General features: G+C 69.2%; 19 protein-coding genes. 11 read left to right on the forward strand and 8 right to left on the reverse strand.

Annotated features, from left to right (window positions below):
* Positions 1-57: 57 nt before the first annotated feature.
* From G4Z16_RS27415 to G4Z16_RS27425, 3 genes are read right to left on the reverse strand one after another with little or no spacing between them, the layout of a single operon-like run.
* Positions 58-819 (reverse strand): SDR family oxidoreductase, encoded by a 762-nt coding sequence (locus tag G4Z16_RS27415; protein ID WP_197353296.1) that lies wholly within the window; start codon positions 817-819, stop codon positions 58-60.
* A gap of 44 nt (positions 820-863) precedes the next feature.
* A complete protein-coding gene (locus G4Z16_RS27420; RefSeq protein WP_197353297.1) occupies positions 864-1,769 on the reverse strand; it encodes an SURF1 family cytochrome oxidase biogenesis protein in 906 nt (301 codons plus the stop codon).
* A gap of 25 nt (positions 1,770-1,794) precedes the next feature.
* A complete protein-coding gene (locus G4Z16_RS27425; protein WP_197353298.1) occupies positions 1,795-2,865 on the reverse strand; it encodes a DEDDh family exonuclease in 1,071 nt (356 codons plus the stop codon).
* A gap of 329 nt (positions 2,866-3,194) precedes the next feature.
* On the opposite strand from G4Z16_RS27425, the gene G4Z16_RS27430 reads away from it, so the two are divergent.
* A complete protein-coding gene (locus G4Z16_RS27430) occupies positions 3,195-4,178 on the forward strand; it encodes a sterol desaturase family protein (protein ID WP_197353299.1) in 984 nt (327 codons plus the stop codon).
* A 57-nt stretch (positions 4,179-4,235) separates the two neighbouring features.
* Here the strand turns inward: G4Z16_RS27430 and G4Z16_RS27435 are convergent, their stop codons facing one another.
* Positions 4,236-5,774, reverse strand: coding sequence for a S8 family peptidase (locus G4Z16_RS27435; RefSeq protein WP_425508127.1), 1,539 nt, complete (start codon positions 5,772-5,774; stop codon positions 4,236-4,238).
* 296 nt (positions 5,775-6,070) lie between these two features.
* On the opposite strand from G4Z16_RS27435, the gene G4Z16_RS27440 reads away from it, so the two are divergent.
* The 3 genes from G4Z16_RS27440 (at position 6,071) to moaA (ending at position 9,104) form a co-directional block, all read left to right on the forward strand.
* Positions 6,071-6,364 carry a DUF485 domain-containing protein gene (locus G4Z16_RS27440; protein ID WP_246531382.1) on the forward strand — a complete coding sequence of 98 codons (294 nt, stop codon included), beginning with the start codon at positions 6,071-6,073 and terminating at the stop codon, positions 6,362-6,364.
* A complete protein-coding gene (locus G4Z16_RS27445) occupies positions 6,361-8,010 on the forward strand; it encodes a solute symporter family protein (RefSeq protein WP_197353301.1) in 1,650 nt (549 codons plus the stop codon). The genes G4Z16_RS27440 and G4Z16_RS27445 overlap by 4 nt, the downstream gene beginning before the upstream one ends.
* Positions 8,011-8,114: 104 nt before the next feature.
* Positions 8,115-9,104 carry a GTP 3',8-cyclase MoaA gene (gene moaA, locus G4Z16_RS27450; RefSeq protein WP_197353302.1) on the forward strand — a complete coding sequence of 330 codons (990 nt, stop codon included), beginning with the start codon at positions 8,115-8,117 and terminating at the stop codon, positions 9,102-9,104.
* Between the two features lie 769 nt (positions 9,105-9,873).
* Here moaA and G4Z16_RS27455 read toward each other — a convergent pair.
* Together G4Z16_RS27455 and G4Z16_RS27460 are read right to left on the reverse strand one after the other, a co-directional pair.
* Positions 9,874-10,095, reverse strand: a complete 222-nt coding sequence (locus tag G4Z16_RS27455; protein WP_197354953.1) for a hypothetical protein — start codon at positions 10,093-10,095, stop codon at positions 9,874-9,876.
* Between the two features lie 281 nt (positions 10,096-10,376).
* Positions 10,377-10,733 (reverse strand): DUF3099 domain-containing protein, encoded by a 357-nt coding sequence (locus G4Z16_RS27460; protein WP_197353303.1) that lies wholly within the window; start codon positions 10,731-10,733, stop codon positions 10,377-10,379.
* Between the two features lie 258 nt (positions 10,734-10,991).
* On the opposite strand from G4Z16_RS27460, the gene G4Z16_RS27465 reads away from it, so the two are divergent.
* Entirely contained in the window at positions 10,992-11,279 is a 288-nt protein-coding gene (locus G4Z16_RS27465) for a GlsB/YeaQ/YmgE family stress response membrane protein (RefSeq protein ID WP_197353304.1), read from the forward strand.
* A gap of 96 nt (positions 11,280-11,375) precedes the next feature.
* On the opposite strand, the gene tyrS is transcribed toward G4Z16_RS27465, so the two are convergent.
* Positions 11,376-12,791: a tyrosine--tRNA ligase gene (gene tyrS / locus G4Z16_RS27470; protein ID WP_197353305.1), complete on the reverse strand. Its 1,416-nt coding sequence runs from the start codon at positions 12,789-12,791 to the stop codon at positions 11,376-11,378.
* Between the two features lie 334 nt (positions 12,792-13,125).
* On the opposite strand from tyrS, the gene fabG reads away from it, so the two are divergent.
* Both fabG and fabI read left to right on the forward strand, forming a co-directional pair.
* A complete protein-coding gene (gene fabG / locus G4Z16_RS27475) occupies positions 13,126-13,845 on the forward strand; it encodes a 3-oxoacyl-[acyl-carrier-protein] reductase (protein ID WP_197353306.1) in 720 nt (239 codons plus the stop codon).
* Between the two features lies 1 nt (position 13,846).
* Positions 13,847-14,608, forward strand: coding sequence for an enoyl-ACP reductase FabI (gene fabI, locus G4Z16_RS27480; RefSeq protein WP_028435518.1), 762 nt, complete (start codon positions 13,847-13,849; stop codon positions 14,606-14,608).
* Positions 14,609-14,663: 55 nt separating this feature from the next.
* Here the strand turns inward: fabI and G4Z16_RS27485 are convergent, their stop codons facing one another.
* Positions 14,664-15,419: a FadR/GntR family transcriptional regulator gene (locus G4Z16_RS27485; RefSeq protein WP_197353307.1), complete on the reverse strand. Its 756-nt coding sequence runs from the start codon at positions 15,417-15,419 to the stop codon at positions 14,664-14,666.
* 115 nt (positions 15,420-15,534) lie between these two features.
* Between G4Z16_RS27485 and G4Z16_RS27490 the strand changes: the two genes are divergently transcribed.
* The 4 genes from G4Z16_RS27490 to G4Z16_RS27500 all read left to right on the forward strand — a co-directional run bounded on the left by G4Z16_RS27490 (position 15,535) and on the right by G4Z16_RS27500 (position 18,062).
* Positions 15,535-16,899 carry a CynX/NimT family MFS transporter gene (locus G4Z16_RS27490; RefSeq protein WP_246531097.1) on the forward strand — a complete coding sequence of 455 codons (1,365 nt, stop codon included), beginning with the start codon at positions 15,535-15,537 and terminating at the stop codon, positions 16,897-16,899.
* A 16-nt stretch (positions 16,900-16,915) separates the two neighbouring features.
* Positions 16,916-17,032, forward strand: coding sequence for an SGM_5486 family transporter-associated protein (locus G4Z16_RS33015; protein ID WP_281393728.1), 117 nt, complete (start codon positions 16,916-16,918; stop codon positions 17,030-17,032).
* 160 nt (positions 17,033-17,192) lie between these two features.
* Positions 17,193-17,447, forward strand: coding sequence for a hypothetical protein (locus G4Z16_RS27495; protein WP_246531098.1), 255 nt, complete (start codon positions 17,193-17,195; stop codon positions 17,445-17,447).
* Positions 17,448-17,534: 87 nt separating this feature from the next.
* On the forward strand, positions 17,535-18,062 hold the full coding sequence (locus G4Z16_RS27500; protein ID WP_197353308.1) for a SixA phosphatase family protein: 528 nt from the start codon (positions 17,535-17,537) through the stop codon (positions 18,060-18,062).
* Positions 18,063-18,166: the final 104 nt, after the last annotated feature.

Genomic DNA, 18,166 nt, shown 5'->3' on the forward strand with positions numbered 1-18,166 from the left:
CCGCGGCCACGGAGTGCGGTCCCGAGCGAGCCCCGATTCGTCGCGGGCGCGTAAGCCTCAGAAGCCGCGGCGGGAACCGCCGTCGATCGGCAGCATGACGCCCGTGAGATACGACGCCGCCGGTGAGAGCACGAAGGCCGCCGTACGCCCGAACTCCTCCGGCGTCCCGTAGCGGCGCAGCGGAATCGCGGCCTCGTTGCGTTCGCGCGCCGCGTTGCCGTCGCCGGACAGCGAGTCGAGGTAGTGGAGCCGCTCCGTGGCGATCCGGCCCGGCAGCAGGCCGAGCACGCGGATCCCCAGCGGTCCCGCCTCGTTCGCCAGCGTCTTGGCGAAGCCGGCCAGTCCGGGGCGCAGTCCGTTGGAGAGGGTGAGCGCCGGAATGGGCTCGTGCACGGAACCGGAGAGGACGAAGGCGATGACGCCGCCCTCACCCAGCTCACCGGCCGCCGTGCGCGCGAGGCGCACCGCTCCGAGGAAGACCGTCTCGAACGCCGACCGCCACTGCTCGTCGGAGAGCGAGTCGGCCGGTACGCCCGCGGGCGGGCCGCCGACGCTGATCAGCACGCCGTCGAAGCGCCCGAAACGGGTCTTGGCCATCTCGATGAGGCGCTCGGCGGTCTCCGGGTCGGCGTTGTCGGCGCCGATCCCGACGGCCGACCCCGCACCGAGCTGTGCGGCGGCCTCGGTGGCGGCCTCATCCGTACGGCCGGAGACGACCACCTTGGCTCCGTCGGCGACGAGCGCTTCGGCCGTCGCGAACCCGAGTCCGCGGGTGGCACCTGTGATGACGTAGACGCGGTCCTTCAGCCCGAGATCCATGGCTCACAGTGTGCTCCACCCCTCACCGGCGTGCGGAGGCAGGGTCAGTCTGCGGAAGAAGGGATTCCGGCGGGGGGCGTGGAGGGTGCCGCGTTCTCCGGGTCGTCACCGCTTCCGGCCTCGTCCGAGCCGCCGGTGACGCCGGTCTCTCCGCCCTTGGCCGTCGCCGCCGCTGCGGCAGAGCCCGTGCCGGACGCCTCCGCACGGTCCCGGCGTTCACGGCGCACGAGGATCACCCAGCCGACCGGCACCCCTGCGGCGAAGAGCCACCACTGGACGGCGTAGGCCATGTGCGCGCCGATGCTGCTGTGGTCGGGCTCGGGGATCCGCTCGGGCTGACCGCCTGCCGGTTTCGGGGAAGTGGAGGTCAGCTGGAGATATCCGCGCAGGACGGGCCTGTCGAGCGTCGCGGCCTGCTGGCGGCTGTTGATGAGCATCACCTGACGGGGCGGCAACCCCCGCTTGTCCTTGATGCCGCTGGCCTCGCTCGTCTCGTCGGCCATGACGCGTCCGGTGACCGTGACCTTGCCACGCGGCGGTGCAGGCACGTCCGGGAAGCGGGTGAGGTCGCCGCCCGCCTCGATCCAGCCGCGGTTGACCAGGACGGCACTGCCGTCGTCCTGGATCAGAGGTGTGAGGACGAAGTAGCCGATGGACTTCTCGTCGGCACCCGTGCGCTGCCTCACCACGACCTCGTGTCCGGTGTCGTAGCGCCCCGTCGCCTTCGCCGTACGGAACTGCTCGTCCTCCGCGGGGCCGTGGCCGGGGCTGCTGAGCCGGTCGAAGGGGACGGGCCGGGCGCGGAGGCTGGAGGAGATCAGCTCGTTGTGCGCCACCCGCGACTCGTGCCTGTGCAGCTGCCAGAAACCCAGCTCGATCATCGCGGGGATGAGGGCGAGGCCGAGGAGGGTGAGGATCACCCACTGCCTGGACAACAGGAAGCGGTACACGTCTGACGACGTTACTCCCCGGTGCTCACCGCGCCGGTGCTGGGGCCACGTCACGCAAGAGATGGCTGAAGGCGGCCTCGTCGAGCACGGGAGTGCCGTACGCCTGGGCCTTGACCACCTTCGAGGTGAGGGAATCGGGGTCGTTGGTGACCAGCAGGCTCGTGAGGCGCGAGACGTGCGAGGAGATGTGCAGCCCGGCCTCGATCGCCCTGTCCTCCAGCAGCTCGCGGTCCACCGAGGTGTCGCCGGAAATGGCGACCCGCATCCCCTGCACGAGCCGCCCGTCCGGCTCGTACCGGCCCGGGTTCGGGTACGGGCACGCGGGCCGTCTGCGTGAGCGGCGCCAGCCCTGACCGTACGGGCGTGACCCCCAGCCGCGGCGGCCGGAGAAGAAGCCGCCGCTCTCCGCACCCGGCCCCTCGGGCCACTCGGAGAGGGGCCGGCAGGCGTGCAGCGGCAGCCGCACCGCCTGCTGGACGGCGAGATGGAGGCTCGGCCGGAACGCCTCGGCCAGCACACGCGCATCGTCGAGGGCGTGGTGCGCACGCTGCTGGGAGACGCCGTAGTGCGCCGCCAGCGACTCCAGCTTGTGGTTGGGCAGCGGAAGTGACAGCTGCTTGGCGAGGGCGATGGTGCACAGCCGCTGGCGGACGGGCGGTGTGCGCTGCGCGCGTGCGTACTCCCGCGCGATCATCGACCAGTCGAAGACGGCGTTGTGTGCGACCAGGACGCGGCCGTCGAGGCGGGTCGCCAGATCGTCGGCGATCTCCGTGAACAGCGGGGCGTCCGCGAGGTCCTCGGTGGTCAGGCCGTGGATCCAGGTGGGGCCCGGATCGCGCTGCGGATTGACGGTCGAATACCAGTGGTCCTCGACCTCGCCCCGCGCGTCCAGCCTGTAGACGGCGGCGGAGACGATGCGGTCGTCACGGGCGAGCCCGGTGGTCTCCACGTCCACCACCGCGTAGCCCCGCGGATATCCGTCGGGCCACGCGGGCCCTGCTGCGGAGCCGACGGCTGGTGACTGAGCGGGGATCCGGCCGGCTGCCGCCGTCCTGTCCTCGGGCTCGCCCGGGAATGCCGTCTGATCTTCGAGCATGGTCACAGAGAATACGGGGCGGCACTGACACTTCCCGCGGGGCCTGCCGCGCGCGCGGCCCCGGACCGGGCCGGCGCGAGTGGTTCCGACGCTGTGTCAACGTCCCTGTGTGCACGGGGGATTGACGACGGGCGTCCACGTCCTGCGGAGGCGCGCCCGCAGGTGAGCGGGGGAGTGCGGCCCGAACGGCAGGCCGGGAGAGTCGCCCGGAGAGCGCCCGAGGAGGGGAACGGAGAGGTGCCGTTCGCGGCACAGCTGACGCCCACTCATTTTATACTTGTCGGTAACAACCCCTAGCGAGGGGCGCCGTCCGCGTCTACCTTGCTGACATGCCGTCTCAGCTGCCTGACGTCGTACTGTGGTCGATACCTGCCTTCATTCTGCTCACGGTGCTGGAAATCGTGAGTTATCGCCTTCATCCGGACGATGACGCCGCCGGATACGAGGCAAAGGACGCTGCCACGAGCATCGGCATGGGGCTCGGCAGCCTCGTCTTCGACGCCCTGTGGAAGATCCCGATCGTGGCCATCTACGTGGGCATCTACGAGCTGACGCCGCTGCGCGTGCCCATCTTGTGGTGGACGCTGCCGCTGATGCTGCTCGCGCAGGACTTCTTCTACTACTGGTCCCACCGCGGCCACCACGTCATCCGCATCCTGTGGGCCTGCCACGTCGTGCACCACTCCAGCCGGAAGTTCAACCTGAGCACCGCGCTGCGCCAGCCCTGGACCACGTGGACCGTCTGGCCCTTCTACGTGCCGATGATCGCGCTCGGCGTGCATCCGGCCGCGCTCGCCTTCTGCTCCTCGGTGAACCTCGTCTACCAGTTCTGGATCCACACGGAGCGGATCGACAAGCTGCCCCGTCCGGTCGAGTTCGTCTTCAACACGCCCTCGCACCACCGCGTCCACCACGCCTCCCAAGGCGGCTATCTGGACCGGAACTTCGGCGGGATCCTGATCGTGTGGGACAGGCTCTTCGGTTCCTTCACGCCGGAGACCGAGCCCTGCGTCTTCGGGCTGACCAAGAACATCTCGACGTACAACCCGTTGCGCGTGGCCACGCACGAGTACGTCTCCATCGGGCGTGATCTGCGCTCGGCGCGCACCTGGAGCGAGCGTGCCGGAAGGGTCTTCCGCGGGCCCGGCTGGGCCCCCGAGGGGCGAATCGCGGACGGTGCGACGAGCGCCGCTGCCGTCGTCACGGAGAACGGCACGGGTGGTACAGGCGGCGGCAAGCAAGAGGCCGGGCCGCACGAGCAGCCCGGCCCCTCGCCGGCGGCGGATTCGCCGGCGCCGCGCGTCACTTCCTGACCGAGTTGGGTCAAGAGGCGGCGCGGGCACCGGCGTTCACCCCGCCATGGGTCGTTCCTACTTCTTGACGGCCGCGAGTGCGTCCACGATTCCGTGGCCGTAGAAGCTGTTGTTGCCCTTGAGGCCGGTGCACTTGGCCTCGTACGTGCCCTTGCCGTCGGGGTCGTAGGACTCGGGGCAGGTCACGCTCTTGGCCTGCGCCTTCAGCATCCAGGCGACATCCTTCGGGCTGGCGTCGGGGTGGTTGCTCTTGATGAGCGCAGCGACACCGGCGACCTGCGGTCCGGCCATCGAAGTGCCCTGCAGGTAGGCGTAGTCGCCCTCGGGCATCGTCGAGAGCACGCCACCGTCCTTGGCCGGCTCCTCAGGCGTCTGGTAGCGGCGGTCGCCACCGGGCGCTGAGAGATCGACCTGGTTGAGGCCGTAGTTGGAGAAGTAGGACTTCCCGTCCTCGGCACCGGTGGAGGAGACCGAGGTCACTCCGGGCAGCATGCTCGGGATGTCCGGGCACTCCGCCGGGTTGACCGTGCGCTCCACGGGCTTGGAGTCGTCAGGGCTGGTGTCGTCCTTGATCTCGGTCGCGGCCAGGTCGTGCGAGGAGTTGCCCGCGGACGAGACGTGGGTGACGCCCTTGTTCGTCGCGTACTTCACGGCCCTGCTCACGGCGTCGGTGATCGCCTTCTGGTCCGGGTCGTCGGAGCAGTTGTAGAGCCAGGGGTCCGTGTAATAGCTGTTGTTGGTGATCTCGATGCCGTGGTCGGCGGCGAAGACCATCGCGCAGACCACTGCTTCGCTGAAGAAGAGCGAGGTCTCGGGCTCGGAGACCTTCAGCGAGGCGACCTTCACACCCGGCGCGGCGCCGGCGACGCCGACCCCGTTGCGCGGGGCGGCGACGATGCCCGCCACGTGCGTGCCGTGGTAGTCGTTCGCCGGGTCGTAGGGACGCCAGGCACCCTTCGTGGTGTCGGCCTTCCCGCCCACGCAGTTGGCCGACTGCTTGGCCGAGAAGTTGGCCGAGAGGTCGGGGTGCGTGTCGTCCACACCGGTGTCGATCACACCGACGGTGACGTTCTTGCTGCCCTGGTCGATCTTGCTGGCTTTGTCCGCCCTGATGGCCCGCTTGTCCCACTGCAGGGACTCAAGGGGCTCCTTGTCCTCGGCCAGGGCCTTTGCCTTCGCCTCGGACCCGGTCGCCGACTTCGGCACCTTCAGAAACTGCGGCTTCCCCACGTCTGTGGTGGAGGCGCTCTCGAGAGGAGCAGTGCGGGTCGCGCCTGCCGTCTCCACGCCCTTCACCGAGCGCATGGTCTCCGCGAACTTCGCGTTCGACGAGTGCGCGACGATGACGCCTATCTTCCCGTACGCGGTGACGACCTTGCCGTCCGCCTTCGATATCTCCTTCTTGACACGCTTCACCGTGCCGGCGTCCGCCTCCGTGTTGACGACGTAGCTCAGTTTCTCGCCGTCCTTCTTCGTGGATGCGGGCGCGTCCTGTCCGCTTGCCACGGCGGCTCCCGCCAGCCCCAGCGAAGCAGTCAGAACCAGTCCCAGCGGCATCGCGAGTCTTCGCCACCGCCTGGAATGTTGCGAATCCATGGGATCTCCATGTTGTCCGAAGTTGACCACAGAGATGGGAACTTAGCGTCGTTCGGTGCTGCTCAGCAATGGAATCCCGAAGATGGCCCGGGTTTGTCTTCGATAACTCTTCCGTGTCTCAACGACATCCCCCTGTTGCCAGGCCCTTGTGAAGATCTACGATGCGCCGCACTGCACTGCTGGTATCTACACCCCGACCTGCTCATTTTCCTCACCCAGCACCCACATCGACTGGAGTTCCCGTGGACTCAGCACAAGAGAACGAGAGGTCTGCGCCACCGGACGGCACGGACTACATGCAGGTGCAGCAGAGCGCGGAGTTCGGAGAGCTGCGCAGCGCTTTCCGGTCATTCGCGTTTCCCCTCACTCTGGGCTTCGTCGCCTGGTACCTGCTGTACGTGCTGCTGTCGAACTACGCCGGCGGGTTCATGGCGACCAAGGTCGTCGGCACGATCAACGTCGCCTTCGTCCTGGGGCTCGCCCAGTTCCTGACCACCTTCCTCATCGCCTGGTGGTACTCCCGTCACGCCGCGGCCAAGCTCGACCCGAAGGGCAAGGCCATCAAGAACCGTCTGGACGGTGAAGCATGAGCCTCACGCACTCGCTGGCCTCGTCACCGGGGCAGCTGCAGCTCGCGGCCGAGGGCGCAAGCCAGCACCGCACTCTGATCGTCACACTGTTCACCGTCTTTGTCCTGCTCACGCTGGGTGTGACGGTCTGGGCCGGCCGCAAGACGAAGGACGCCACGGACTTCTACGCCGGCGGCCGCGAGTTCAGCGGTTTCCAGAACGGTCTGGCGATCTCCGGCGACTACATGTCGGCCGCCTCGTTCCTCGGTATCGCCGGCGCGATCGCGCTGTCCGGATACGACGGCTTCCTCTACTCCATCGGCTTCCTGGTCGCGTGGCTGGTCGCTCTGGTGCTCGTCGCCGAGCCCCTGCGCAACTCCGGCCGGTACACGATGGGCGACGTCCTGGCCTTCCGGATGCGGCAGCGCCCCGTCCGTACGGCGGCGGGCATCTCCACGATCATCGTCTCGATCTTCTACCTGCTGGCGCAGATGGTCGGCGCTGGCGCGCTCGTCGCCCTGCTGCTGGGCATCTCCGGTGATGCGGGCAAGAACCTGATCGTGGTCCTCGTCGGTGTCGTCATGATCCTTTACGTGACGATCGGAGGCATGAAGGGCACCACCTGGGTGCAGATGATCAAGGCCGTGCTGCTCATCGCGGGCACGCTCATCGTCACCGTGCTGGTGTTCCACAAGTTCAACTACAACCTCTCCAGCCTGCTGGGCGCCGCCGCCGAGAACAGCGGCAAGGGCGCCGCGTTCCTGGAGCCGGGCCTGAAGTACGGGGTGAGCGCCACCTCGAAGATCGACTTCATCTCGCTGGGGCTCGCGCTTGTCCTGGGCACCGCCGGGCTGCCGCACATCCTGATCCGCTTCTACACCGTCCCGACGGCCAATGCGGCCCGTAAGTCCGTGAACTGGGCGATCGGCATCATCGGGGTCTTTTACCTGATGACCATCGCGCTCGGCTTCGGTGCTGCCGCGCTGCTCTCCCAGAAGACGATCACCGGATCGGACCCGGCGGGCAACACCGCTGCACCGCTGCTCGCCCAGGAGATCGGCGGCGGCGCCGACTCGACCGGAGGGGCGATCCTTCTCGCGATGATCTCGGCTGTCGCCTTCGCGACGATCCTCGCGGTGGTCGCGGGACTCACGCTCGCGTCGTCCTCGTCCTTCGCGCACGACCTGTACGCGAACGTGATCCGGAAGGGGCAGGCGACCGAGAAGGAGGAGGTCAGCGCGGCCCGCATCTCGTCGGTGATCATCGGAGGCGTGGCCATCGGCCTCGGCATCTTCGCCGGCGGTCTGAACGTGGCCGGACTCGTCGCCCTCGCCTTCGCGGTTGCGGCGTCCGCCAACCTTCCGACGATCCTCTACAGCCTCTTCTGGAAGCGGTTCACCACCCAGGGCGCGCTGTGGTCGATCTACGGCGGGCTCATCTCCTCGGTCGTGCTGGTGTTCTTCTCGCCCGTTGTCACCAGCATGCCGACCTCGATGTTCCCCGAAGCAGACTTCGCCTACTTCCCGCTGTCCAACCCGGGGTTGATCTCGATCCCGCTCGGCTTCCTGCTGGGCTGGCTCGGCTCGGTCATCTCCAAGGAGGACAGCGCGGTGGAGAAGCACGCGGAACTGGAGGTGCGCTCCCTGACGGGCCACGGCGCACTCTGAGCGCCACGCATGCGGGACGCCGCTGACTTCAACGATCTGTTGAATGTCGGTGGCGTCCCGTACGCTGCGAAGCATCGGCACAATCCGTGGGAGGGCCGCCAGCAATGCTGCTCGACACATACGGCCGGGTCGCCACCGACTTGCGCGTTTCGCTGACTGACCGTTGCAATCTGCGCTGCACGTACTGCATGCCCGAGGAAGGCCTGCAGTGGCTGGCCAAACCGGAGTTGCTCACGGACGACGAGATCGTCCGCCTCGTGCGCATCGCCGTCGACGAACTCGGCGTCGAGGAAGTCCGGTTCACCGGAGGCGAGCCGCTGCTCCGGCCGGGTCTCACCGGCATCGTCGAGCGCTGCGCGGCCCTGCCGCGCCGTCCGAAGCTCTCACTCACCACGAACGGGATCGGTCTCGAACGTACGGCGGTCGCGCTGCGCGACGCCGGCCTCGACCGGGTCAACGTCTCGCTGGACACCCTCGATCCGGAGGTCTTCCAGCGGATGACCCGCCGCAAGCGGCACGCGGATGTGCTGCGCGGTCTTGCCGCGGCGCGAGACGCGGGCCTGACTCCGGTGAAGGTCAACTCCGTTCTGATGCCTGGTCTCAACGACGGTGAGGCGCCCGAACTTCTCGCCTGGGCCATGGAACACGGCTACGAGCTCCGCTTCATCGAGCAGATGCCGCTCGACGCCCAGCACGGCTGGCAGCGCGACGGCATGATCACCGCCGGGGACATCCTGGAGTCGCTCAACTCCCGCTTCAGCCTCACCCCCGAAGGTCAGGACGAGCGGGGATCCGCTCCCGCCGAGCGGTGGATCGTCGACGGCGGCCCGCACCGCGTCGGTGTCATCGCCTCGGTCACCCGGCCCTTCTGCCGCGCCTGCGACCGTACGCGCCTGACGGCCGACGGCCAGGTGCGCACCTGCCTGTTCGCCACGGAGGAGTCCGATCTGCGCGGCGCGCTGCGCTCCGGCGCGGAGGACGGGGAGGTCGCCGCGCGCTGGCGGCAGGCAATGTGGGGCAAGAAGGCGGGCGCCGGCATCGACGACCCGTCCTTCGTGCAGCCCGACCGTCCGATGTCAGCCATCGGCGGCTGAGCGCCGGGGGGCGGCGGCCGCTGTTGAGAACCGGTGCGGCGGTCCCGTCGCGCGGGGAGTCACTCCTGCCTGAGCAGCACGTTCAGGGGGACGGATGGATCCCCGAGCGTAGAACCAGCTCCACTGTGGCCGCCGCGCCAGTACAGTTCTTTGTGTCGGACGGGAGTGTGTCTGCATCCAACCCCCGAGCGACACTGAAGGGCCCGACCCGGGAGGCAACCCGAGCCAGACCCTTCAATGCAGTTCACAAGCCCGGTCGCCCAGCAATCGGCCGGGCTTTCTGCTTCTGCAGTGCCCTGGCCGCGACCGTCTCACGGGCGGGCGCCCTATCGGACGAGCTGCCCGACGCATCCGACGACTGCTACGACTAAGCCGAGCAGTCCGATCCAGACCTGCCACTTCTCGGGGCCGGTCCAGTGCTTGCGCGTGCTCTGTTGGAGATCAACCACACCTTCGCCTTTCAGACGTCGTGCAAGAAATCCCCCAGCCGGTGATGACGGGACCGTCGAAGGGGAAGCTGCCCGGCGTCGGCCCGTCGCTCCGGCGCGGGGTGCGGAACGCCCTCGAAGGATGGCACGGCGGCCCCTGCGACGTGCACCGGAACAATTCGATTGATCTGAGCTTTTCTTGAGGTCAGAGCGTTGGGCACCCTGCTCGACGCGCGAACTCGTCCAGGTGAGTACTCCGGGCGGGACATCTGTCCGTCCGCACCTTCGTCCGGCACGGCATCACCTCGCGACGGGCCTTCGTGCAGCCCGGCCGTCCGATGTCAGCCATCGGCGGCTGAGCGCCCGGGGCCGCCGCCCTCCTCCCACTCCGTGAGGCGGACGACGTCCTTGAGGAAGCCCCGCATGTCCAGGAAGGACGACAGGTGCTCCCGGTGCTCGTCGCAGGCCAGCCATGTCTTGCGGCGCTCCGGAGTGTGCAGCTTGGGGTTGTTCCAGGCCAGTACCCACACAGCGGGGGCACGGCAGCCCTTGGCCGAGCAGATCGGGCTCTCGGAGGCCTCGCCGTCGCCGGGCGGGCCGGAGGGCTGGAACGGGAAAGGCGAAGAAGGCTTTGAAGACACGGCCCCTATCCAACACCCGGGCCCGGAAGACAAGCGACGCCGGGCAGCCACGGGGGGAGCCGCCCGGCGTCGGTCTGTCGCTCCGACGGGGGATGCGGAGCGCTTATGAAGTATGGCACGGGGACCCCTGCGAGGTGCAGCGGAACAACATGATTGATCTGAGCTTTTCTTGAGCTTTTACGCACGGGTGCCGGGCGGCCTGCTCAACTCCGGTCGCCGGACGGTCCGTCGGCCGCCTCGCGGCGGGCTTCCGGTACCGAGTCGGACGACGGGAGCGCGGGCCGCGTGTGCGTGGGCACGAAGGCCGACGGCATCGAAGAAGCGTTCTCCCGGCCCGCGTTGGCGATCACCACGGCCACGTACGGCAGCAAGGCGCCCACCACGAGCGTCACAACGGCCAACGGGCGCTGAACGTTCCACAGGACGACGGTCAGCAGCACCGACGCCGTCCGGATCAGCATCGAGATCACATAGCGCCGCTGCCTGCCGCGCACATCGTCGTCGAGCGACCGACGGGCTCCGGTGATCTGGAAGACCTCGGCTCCGCGCTGCTTCCGCATCACTCTCACCACCTCACCCGGGCCGGTCGCCCGGCCTGCCACCGGGGACACGACCTCTCTCACGGTACGCCCGGGGTCGGACGGGTTCGAGACCGGGCCGCCCGGTCGTGTGGACCGGTCATGCTGCGGCACAGCCCGTACGGACCACTCCGCAGTGCGGCGTAGCCGGTACGGCGCCAAGCTGACGGCGCACGGACTACGCCGGCGAGGGCACGAGGAGCCGGGGCCGCAGCGGACCCGGCGCTCTACGGAGGTGCGATGAACTGGTTGTGGGCGATCATCGTCGGGCTGGTGCTGGGTGTGCTCGCCCGGGCGATCATCCCGGGCAGACAGCGCATCCCCCTCTGGCTGACCGTGATCTTCGGCCTTCTGGGAGGCGTCCTCGGCAACGCGATCGCCTCATGGGCGGGTGTGGGCGTCACCAGTGGCTTCGACTGGATCCGCCACGGCCTCCAACTCGGCGGCGCCGTACTGCTGGTGGCGATCGGCTCACCGCTGTGGCAGAACATCAGAGGGAGGGGCAGGGGCCAGCGGGCACGCATGTGAGGGGCGGATCCGTGCGTCCCGCCCCGGCTACGAGGGCGGGGACGCACGGGCTCCGGGCTGCGGGCGGGCCAAGACTCCCGGCCGGCCGCCCGTTGCTCAGAGGCCTTCGATCTGGGCGATCCTCCGGCCGGCCTTGAGGTAGACCGTCCCGCTCACGCCGGCCTCGGCCAGCTTCTCGGGCACCACCTCGGCGAGGGGACGCAGGGCGTCGGCCTCGGGCAGCACGATGGCCTGCTGCTCGCCGCCCGCCTCCGCCGCGACGACGAGCCGCAGCCCGTTCTGCTTGGCGATGCGCCGCGCGGCCGAGGCGCTGGGGGTGAACTCCAGCACCCGGGTGAGGATTGCCGCGATGCCCTCGCCGCCGTGCTCCTTGGCGTCCACGGTCGGCAGCGTCTCCACGTCCGCGAACGACTTCTTCGAGAACTGCGCCGTGAAGTGCGCCCGGGCGGCCTGCGCCGCCTCCGGCCCGTGGAGCGCGCCGACCACCTCACCCGCCAACACCTTCTTCAGGTCCATCGGGTGCAGCGACTTGGCCTCGATACGGGCGACCACCTGGTCGATCTCGGCGTCCGTCCACTCCGTCCAGGCACGCAGGTACGGCACCATCAGCCGGTCCGGGATCGACATGATCTTGCCGAACACATCGTCCCCGCCGGCGGTCAGGCCGATGTAGTTCTCCTTGGACTTCGACATCTTGGCGCCCGAGCCGTCCGTGCCCTCGATGAGCGGCATCGCGGCGATCATCTGGGGGCGCTGCGCGTGCAGTTCCATCAGCCGCCGTCCCATCTGCATGTTCAACAGCTGGTCGACGCCGCCCAGTTCGATGTCGCAGTCCAGCTCGACGGAGTCCAGGGCCATCGCCACGGGGTAGATCAGCTCGGACATCGTCAGGCCGGAGCCCTGTGCGAGCCGGTTGCGGAAGTCCTCGCGCTGGAGCAGCGCCGAGGCGGGCACCTGCGCGAGCAGGGTGATCAGCTGCGCGAACCCGATCTCGCCCAGCCAGTGGCTGTTGTTGCGGAAGCTGACGTTCTCGAAGTCGAAGAACGGCCGGACCTGCTCCTGGTAACCCGAGAGGTTCTTCGCGATGTCCTCGTCGGTCAGCGCCGGACGCTCGGCCGTACGCCCCGACGGATCGCCGATCTTCGCCGTGAAGTCACCGATGATCAGCGTGACATCGTGTCCCATCCGCTGGAACCGGCTCAGAACGATCATCTGCACCGCGTGGCCGAGGTGCACGTCGGCGGCGGTCGGGTCGATGCCCAGCTTCACGTGCAGGCCCTTGCCCTGCGCCTGCTTGGTCTCGATCGCCTCCGCGAGCTTCTCCACCGACGGAAGCACCTCGACCGCGCGCGCACCGATCAGCGCGGCCTGCTCCTTCGCCGGAAGATCGCTCAGATCCAGATAGCGGCGCGACCCCGTCTCGGCGAGCAGCTGCTCGACGATGGTGTCGGAGGAGAGGTCCTGGGCCAGCAGCCGGCTGGCGCGCTGTACGGAGTCGCCGAGGCGTGTCACGTTCTGTCCTGGGGATAGAAGCGGATCAGGGTCGCCGACGAGTCTATTCGTGCCGGGCGGGCTGCCGGTGGCCGCCGTCCTTCCGGCAGTACGGCACCTCCCGGCAGTACGGCACCTTCCGGCACCGCGGCGCCTTCCGGCACCGCGGCACCTTCCGGCGGCCCCAGGTGACCGCGGGTATCTGTGGAGACCCCACAGGAGGCCGTCCGCCCCCCTGTCGCTGCCCCATTCCCTGAATCGGGCCGCGCGCATATAGCTTTCCTAGGGACAGACACCGGCCGCCTTCCTCGTCACGCACGCGGCAGCGCGGAGATCGCAGAAAGGGTGGTCCCTCTTGAGCCGCTCCGTACTGGTCACGGGAGGCAACCGCGGCATCGGCCTCGCCATAGCGCGGGCCTTCGCCGACGCGGGGGACGACGTCGCAGTCACCTACCGTACGGGCGAACCCCCGAAGGAGCTCACGGACCTCGGCTGCCTCGCGGTCAGGTGCGACATCACCGATCCCGAACAGGTGGAGGGGGCCTACAAGGAGATCGAGGAGAAGCAGGGCCCGGTGGAGGTGCTCGTCGCCAACGCCGGTGTCACCCGCGACCAGTTGCTGCTGCGGATGTCCGAAAAGGACTTCAGCACCGTGCTGGAGACCAACCTCACCGGCACCTTCCGCGTGGTCAAGCGGGCGACCAAGCGGATGCTGCGGGCCCGCACCGGCCGCATCGTGCTGATCTCCTCCGTCGTCGGGCTGCTCGGCTCTGCGGGGCAGGCCAACTACGCCGCCTCCAAGGCCGGTCTCATCGGGTTCGCCCGGTCGATCGCCCGTGAGCTGGGCTCCCGTAACATCACGTGCAATGTGATCGCGCCGGGCTTCGTCGACACCGACATGACGAAGGCACTCAGCGACGAGCAGCGCGCGAACATCGTCGAGCAGGTCCCGCTGGGGCGCTACGCCCAGCCGGAGGAGGTCGCCGCCTCCGTCCGTTTCCTCGCCTCCGACGAGGCCGCGTACATCACCGGAGCCGTCATTCCTGTCGACGGCGGATTGGGCATGGGGCACTGAGATGAGCGGAATCCTCGCAGGCAAGCGCATCCTCGTCACCGGAGTACTGACCGACGGGTCGATCGCCTTCCACGCGGCGAAGGTCGCACAGGAGGAGGGCGCGGAGGTCGTGCTCACCGGTTACGGCCGGATGTCCCTGGTGCAGCGGATCGCCAAGCGCCTCCCGAAGGAGGCGCCGGTCATCGAGCTGGACGTGACCGACCAGGAGCACCTGGACTCACTCGCGGAGAGGGTGACCGAACACGTCGACGGGCTCGACGGGATCGTCCACTCCATCGCCTTCGGCCCGCAGGGGGCGTTCAACTTCCTCGAGGCGAGCTGGGAGGACGTCGGCACGGCCGTCCACGTCTCCGCCTACTCGCTCAAGTCCCTTACGACGGCCTGTCTTCCGCTGATGCCGCGGGGCGGTTCGGTCGTGGGTCTGACCTTCGACGCGCAGATCGCATGGCCGAAGTACGACTGGATGGGCGTGGCCAAGGCGGCCCTCGAGTCCACCAACCGCTATCTGGCCCGCGACTTGGGCGCGCGGAACGTGCGCTGCAACCTCGTCTCCGCGGGCCCACTCAAGTCGATGGCGGCCAAGTCCATCCCGGGCTTCGAGGAGTTGGCGGACGTCTGGAACCACCGGGCCCCGATCGGCTGGGACTTGACCGACCCCGACCCGGCGGGCCGCGGCGTCGTCGGCCTGCTCTCGGACTTCTTCCCGAAGACGACGGGCGAGATCGTGCACGTCGACGGCGGCGTTCACATGATGGGTGCCTGACCCGGGGATCCGCGGAACCCGCAGGCGCACCACGGCAGTTCAGCACCACGGCAGTTCAGGAGTGCCGGGGCGGACTCCCCGTCCTTCCCCGGCCCTTCGTGCTCCGCCTGGCCTTCGTGCCTTGCGGGTCGCCCGAATTCCGCGAACCGCAGCGCCATTCCTGCGTGTGGGAGGCGGCCTCCCGGGCCGCCCCCTCCTCGTCGCCCGCGCGGATCGCCTCGATCAGACGGGCATGGTCCATGTGCGACTCGGGATGCAGCTCCTCACCGATGTCGAGGCGGAGGAAGTCGCGCATCACTTCGCCGAGGTCCGCGTAGAGCGCCGTCAGCACGTCGTTGTGCGAGGAGTTGAGCACGCCCAGGTGCAGCGAGGCGTCGGCCTCGACGAAGCGCTCCGCGTCGCCTGATTCCCATGCCGTCTCGCGCCGCTCCAGCAGCGCGTCCAGCTGCGCCATGTCCTGCTCGGTGCGCCGCAGCGCCGCCAGCCGTGCCCCCGAGGTCTCCAACGCGGCCCGCATCTCCGCGACATGGCGCGGATCGGCGTCGGCGAAGCGGCGGTGCATGACCCCGGCCAGCTCGCTCGTCGCGACGACGTACGTCCCTGAGCCCTGCCGGATGTCCAGCAGCCCGTTGTGCGCGAGTGCGCGTACCGCTTCACGGACGGTGTTGCGAGCCACCCCCAGCTCCTCCACCAGCTCGGGCTCCGTGGGGATCCGGGTGCCAACCGGCCACTCTCCCGAGGTGATCTGCGTGCGCAGCGCCGCGATCACCTGGTCGGCGAGGGCGGAACGCTGCGGTGAGGACAGGGTCATCTGAAACTCCCAGGGGCGGAGCCGGCGCTTCGTCGAGCCGGTTCGTCACGGCGGGTTCTCCGGTAGGAAGGGACGCGTTAGAGTCTATTCATCCCATGATTCTATGATGGGAGTCATGGTAATGACGGAAGACGGACTGAACCACGCCGACGGAAAGGCGAAGGCCGGGGCATCCCCGGCTTCTTCACGCGGCACTGGCCGCCCAGGACTCCCGGGCACGGCGGCCGCGAGCGCGCCGCGCTGGGCGGTGCGCGTGGTCGCCGTGGGTCTCGTCCTTGCCGCTCTCAATCTCCGTCCCGCCATATCCGCCCTCGGCCCGCTGCTGAAGGAAGTGCGCAGCGACCTGGGCATGAGCGGCACCGTGGCGGGGCTGCTGACGTCCGTGCCCGCGCTGTGCTTCGCCGTCTTCGGCAGCCTCGCGCCCCGCCTCGCCCGGCGCCGTGGCCCCGTCCCGGTCGTGCTCGCCGGCATGGTGGCGATCACCGCGGGGCTGGCGCTGCGGCCGCTGGCCGGCGGCACGGTGGCCTTCCTCGCGGCGAGCGCTCTCGCCCTCGCCGGCATCGCGGTGAGCAACGTGCTGATGCCTGTCGTCGTCAAGCGCTGGTTCCCCACCCGCATCGGTGCGATGACCGGCCTGTACTCGATGGGCCTGGCGCTCGGCACGGCCTGCGCGGCGGCCGTCACGGTGCCCATGACCGAGGCGCTGGGCGGCAGTTGGCGCGCCGGGCTCGGTGCGTGGGCGCTGCTCGGGGTACTCGCTGCCCTGCCGTGGCTGGTGGTGCTCAAGGACCCGGTCAGCCGGCGGGCGGAGCCGGCCGCGGACGCTGATCCCGGGGCCGACGAGGACGGTCCGGCGGGAGCGGAGTCCTCGTCACCGCGTCCCGCGCGCGAGAGCGCACGCATCCGCGTGGGCACTTCGCCCACCGCCTGGGCGCTCGGAATCTTCTTCGGGCTCCAGGCGACCGCCGCGTACATCATCATGGGCTGGCTGCCGCAGATCTTCCGTGACGCGGGCGTCTCCGCCTCGTCCGCGGGCCTGATGCTCGCCGTCACGATGGGCATGGGCGTACCGCTCGCCTTCGTGGTCCCGCGCCTGGCGACCCGCATGCGGCACCAGGGCCCGCTCGTGGTGGCCCTCGGCCTGTGCGGTCTCACCGGGTACGCGGGGCTGTGGCTCGCTCCTGCCGGGGGCGCCTGGCTGTGGGCGCTGCTGCTGGGGATCGCCAACTGCGCCTTCCCCGTTGCGCTTACGATGATCAGCCTCCGGTCGCGCTCCAGCGCCGGCGTGGTCAAGCTCTCCGCCTTCGCGCAGAGCACGGGATACCTGCTCTCGATCCCGGGCCCGCTGCTCGTCGGGGCACTCCACGACGCCTTCGGCGGCTGGCACGCACCGCTGCTGCTGATGACCGGGCTGCTGCTCGCGCAGACGGTGACTGGCGTACTGGCGGGACGGGACCGCGTGATCGAGGACGGCCGGTAGGTGCGAGACTGAACGCATGCCAGTGCTCGAACCCCATCCGGAGAACGGACAGAAGAAGCTGCTCCTGATTCTCGCCCTGATCTTCGGAATCATGATCCTCATCGGGATCGTCGCCTCCATCGCGGCACCCTGATCCCCACGGTCGCCCCCGGGGGTGGTGGGGCTGACCCCACCACCCCTAGGGGGGCCGAGTCAGGGAGAAGTGGGTGGGTCACCGGATGGGGCGCCCGCTCCCGCTTCCGTAGCGTCGTCTCACACAGTCGGCGATCCACGGAACCAGGAGGGCGAGCCCCATGACCACGGCCCGTGCCCGCAGCCACCGCTCCGCGTCACAGGCGCCGTCCGTGCGGCAGCACTCTCCGCCCGCGGCAGGCCGCACGCAGCTGCCGTGGTGGGCGGCCGTCCTGCCGGTACTCGCCTTCGCGTTGCTGCTCGCGCTGCTGCTCGGCGGCGGCGAGGCCGGTGCGGCGCAGCAGCAGCCGGAAGGTGCCGGGGGAGCGTTGATCGCAGCCGTCCTGGAGCGTGTGGCGCAGGTGCTGCTGGGCTGACGAACGGGAGACGTCAGCCCTCCGCGTGCTTCTGAGCACTGTCAACACCCTCCGCCCTGCACCACGTTTCGTGCGAAGCTGGGAAACATGAGCGTCGATGTGCCCCGCAGTATCGTCCTTGTCCGGCACGCCAAGGCCGACTGGCCTGAGGTGGCTGACCATGAGCGTCCCCTCGCGGACCGCGGCCGCAAGGACGCCCCGGTCGTCGGAGAGTGGCTCGCCTCGCACGGCATCGCCCCCGGACTGACCCTCTGCTCGACTGCCGTCCGCACCCGTGAGACCTGGAAACTTGCCGTCCACCACCTGCCGCAGCGTCCCAAGACCGTGTACGAGGAGCGCCTGTACGAGGCCTCGCCCGGCGAGATCATCGCGGTGCTCAACGATGTGTCCGAGGAGGTCCAGGACCTGCTCGTCGTCGGGCACAACCCCGGAATCCAGGGCGTCGCCGAGGCCCTGACGGGAGACGCCGAGGGCGACACCCTCGAGCGCATGACGCGTAACGGCTTCCCGACCTCGACGGTCGCGGTCCTCCGCTTCGACGGCTCCTGGAAGTCCCTCGAGCCCGGCGTCGCCACGCTCACCGACTACTGGGAGCCGCACGAGCCACCGGAGTAGTCCGCAGCTTCACGCGTAGAGAGGTGCCCCCGGCCGTCACGGCCGGGGGCACCGTCGCTGTGTCCATGTCCGCTTCGGCGTCGCGGTTGCCCGGGGCCAGCGAA

The organism is Streptomyces bathyalis (genome assembly GCF_015910445.1).
GTDB classification, from domain to species: domain Bacteria; phylum Actinomycetota; class Actinomycetes; order Streptomycetales; family Streptomycetaceae; genus Streptomyces; species Streptomyces bathyalis.

What these genes read in the sequence shown, in the direction of transcription:
- G4Z16_RS27465 (WP_197353304.1), top strand. Translation starts at nt 10,992, where the DNA reads ATGAACTGGTTGTGGGCGATCATCGTCGGGCTGGTGCTGGGTGTGCTC.
- G4Z16_RS27495 (WP_246531098.1), top strand. Translation starts at nt 17,193, where the DNA reads ATGACCACGGCCCGTGCCCGCAGCCACCGCTCCGCGTCACAGGCGCCG.
- G4Z16_RS27445 (WP_197353301.1), top strand. Translation starts at nt 6,361, where the DNA reads ATGAGCCTCACGCACTCGCTGGCCTCGTCACCGGGGCAGCTGCAGCTC.
- G4Z16_RS27460 (WP_197353303.1), bottom strand. Translation starts at nt 10,733, where the DNA reads ATGCGGAAGCAGCGCGGAGCCGAGGTCTTCCAGATCACCGGAGCCCGT.
- G4Z16_RS27440 (WP_246531382.1), top strand. Translation starts at nt 6,071, where the DNA reads ATGCAGGTGCAGCAGAGCGCGGAGTTCGGAGAGCTGCGCAGCGCTTTC.
- G4Z16_RS27485 (WP_197353307.1), bottom strand. Translation starts at nt 15,419, where the DNA reads ATGACCCTGTCCTCACCGCAGCGTTCCGCCCTCGCCGACCAGGTGATC.
- G4Z16_RS33015 (WP_281393728.1), top strand. Translation starts at nt 16,916, where the DNA reads ATGCCAGTGCTCGAACCCCATCCGGAGAACGGACAGAAGAAGCTGCTC.
- G4Z16_RS27425 (WP_197353298.1), bottom strand. Translation starts at nt 2,865, where the DNA reads ATGCTCGAAGATCAGACGGCATTCCCGGGCGAGCCCGAGGACAGGACG.
- fabI (WP_028435518.1), top strand. Translation starts at nt 13,847, where the DNA reads ATGAGCGGAATCCTCGCAGGCAAGCGCATCCTCGTCACCGGAGTACTG.
- moaA (WP_197353302.1), top strand. Translation starts at nt 8,115, where the DNA reads ATGCTGCTCGACACATACGGCCGGGTCGCCACCGACTTGCGCGTTTCG.
- G4Z16_RS27415 (WP_197353296.1), bottom strand. Translation starts at nt 819, where the DNA reads ATGGATCTCGGGCTGAAGGACCGCGTCTACGTCATCACAGGTGCCACC.
- G4Z16_RS27490 (WP_246531097.1), top strand. Translation starts at nt 15,535, where the DNA reads ATGGTAATGACGGAAGACGGACTGAACCACGCCGACGGAAAGGCGAAG.
- G4Z16_RS27435 (WP_425508127.1), bottom strand. Translation starts at nt 5,774, where the DNA reads ATGGATTCGCAACATTCCAGGCGGTGGCGAAGACTCGCGATGCCGCTG.
- G4Z16_RS27500 (WP_197353308.1), top strand. Translation starts at nt 17,535, where the DNA reads ATGAGCGTCGATGTGCCCCGCAGTATCGTCCTTGTCCGGCACGCCAAG.
- G4Z16_RS27430 (WP_197353299.1), top strand. Translation starts at nt 3,195, where the DNA reads ATGCCGTCTCAGCTGCCTGACGTCGTACTGTGGTCGATACCTGCCTTC.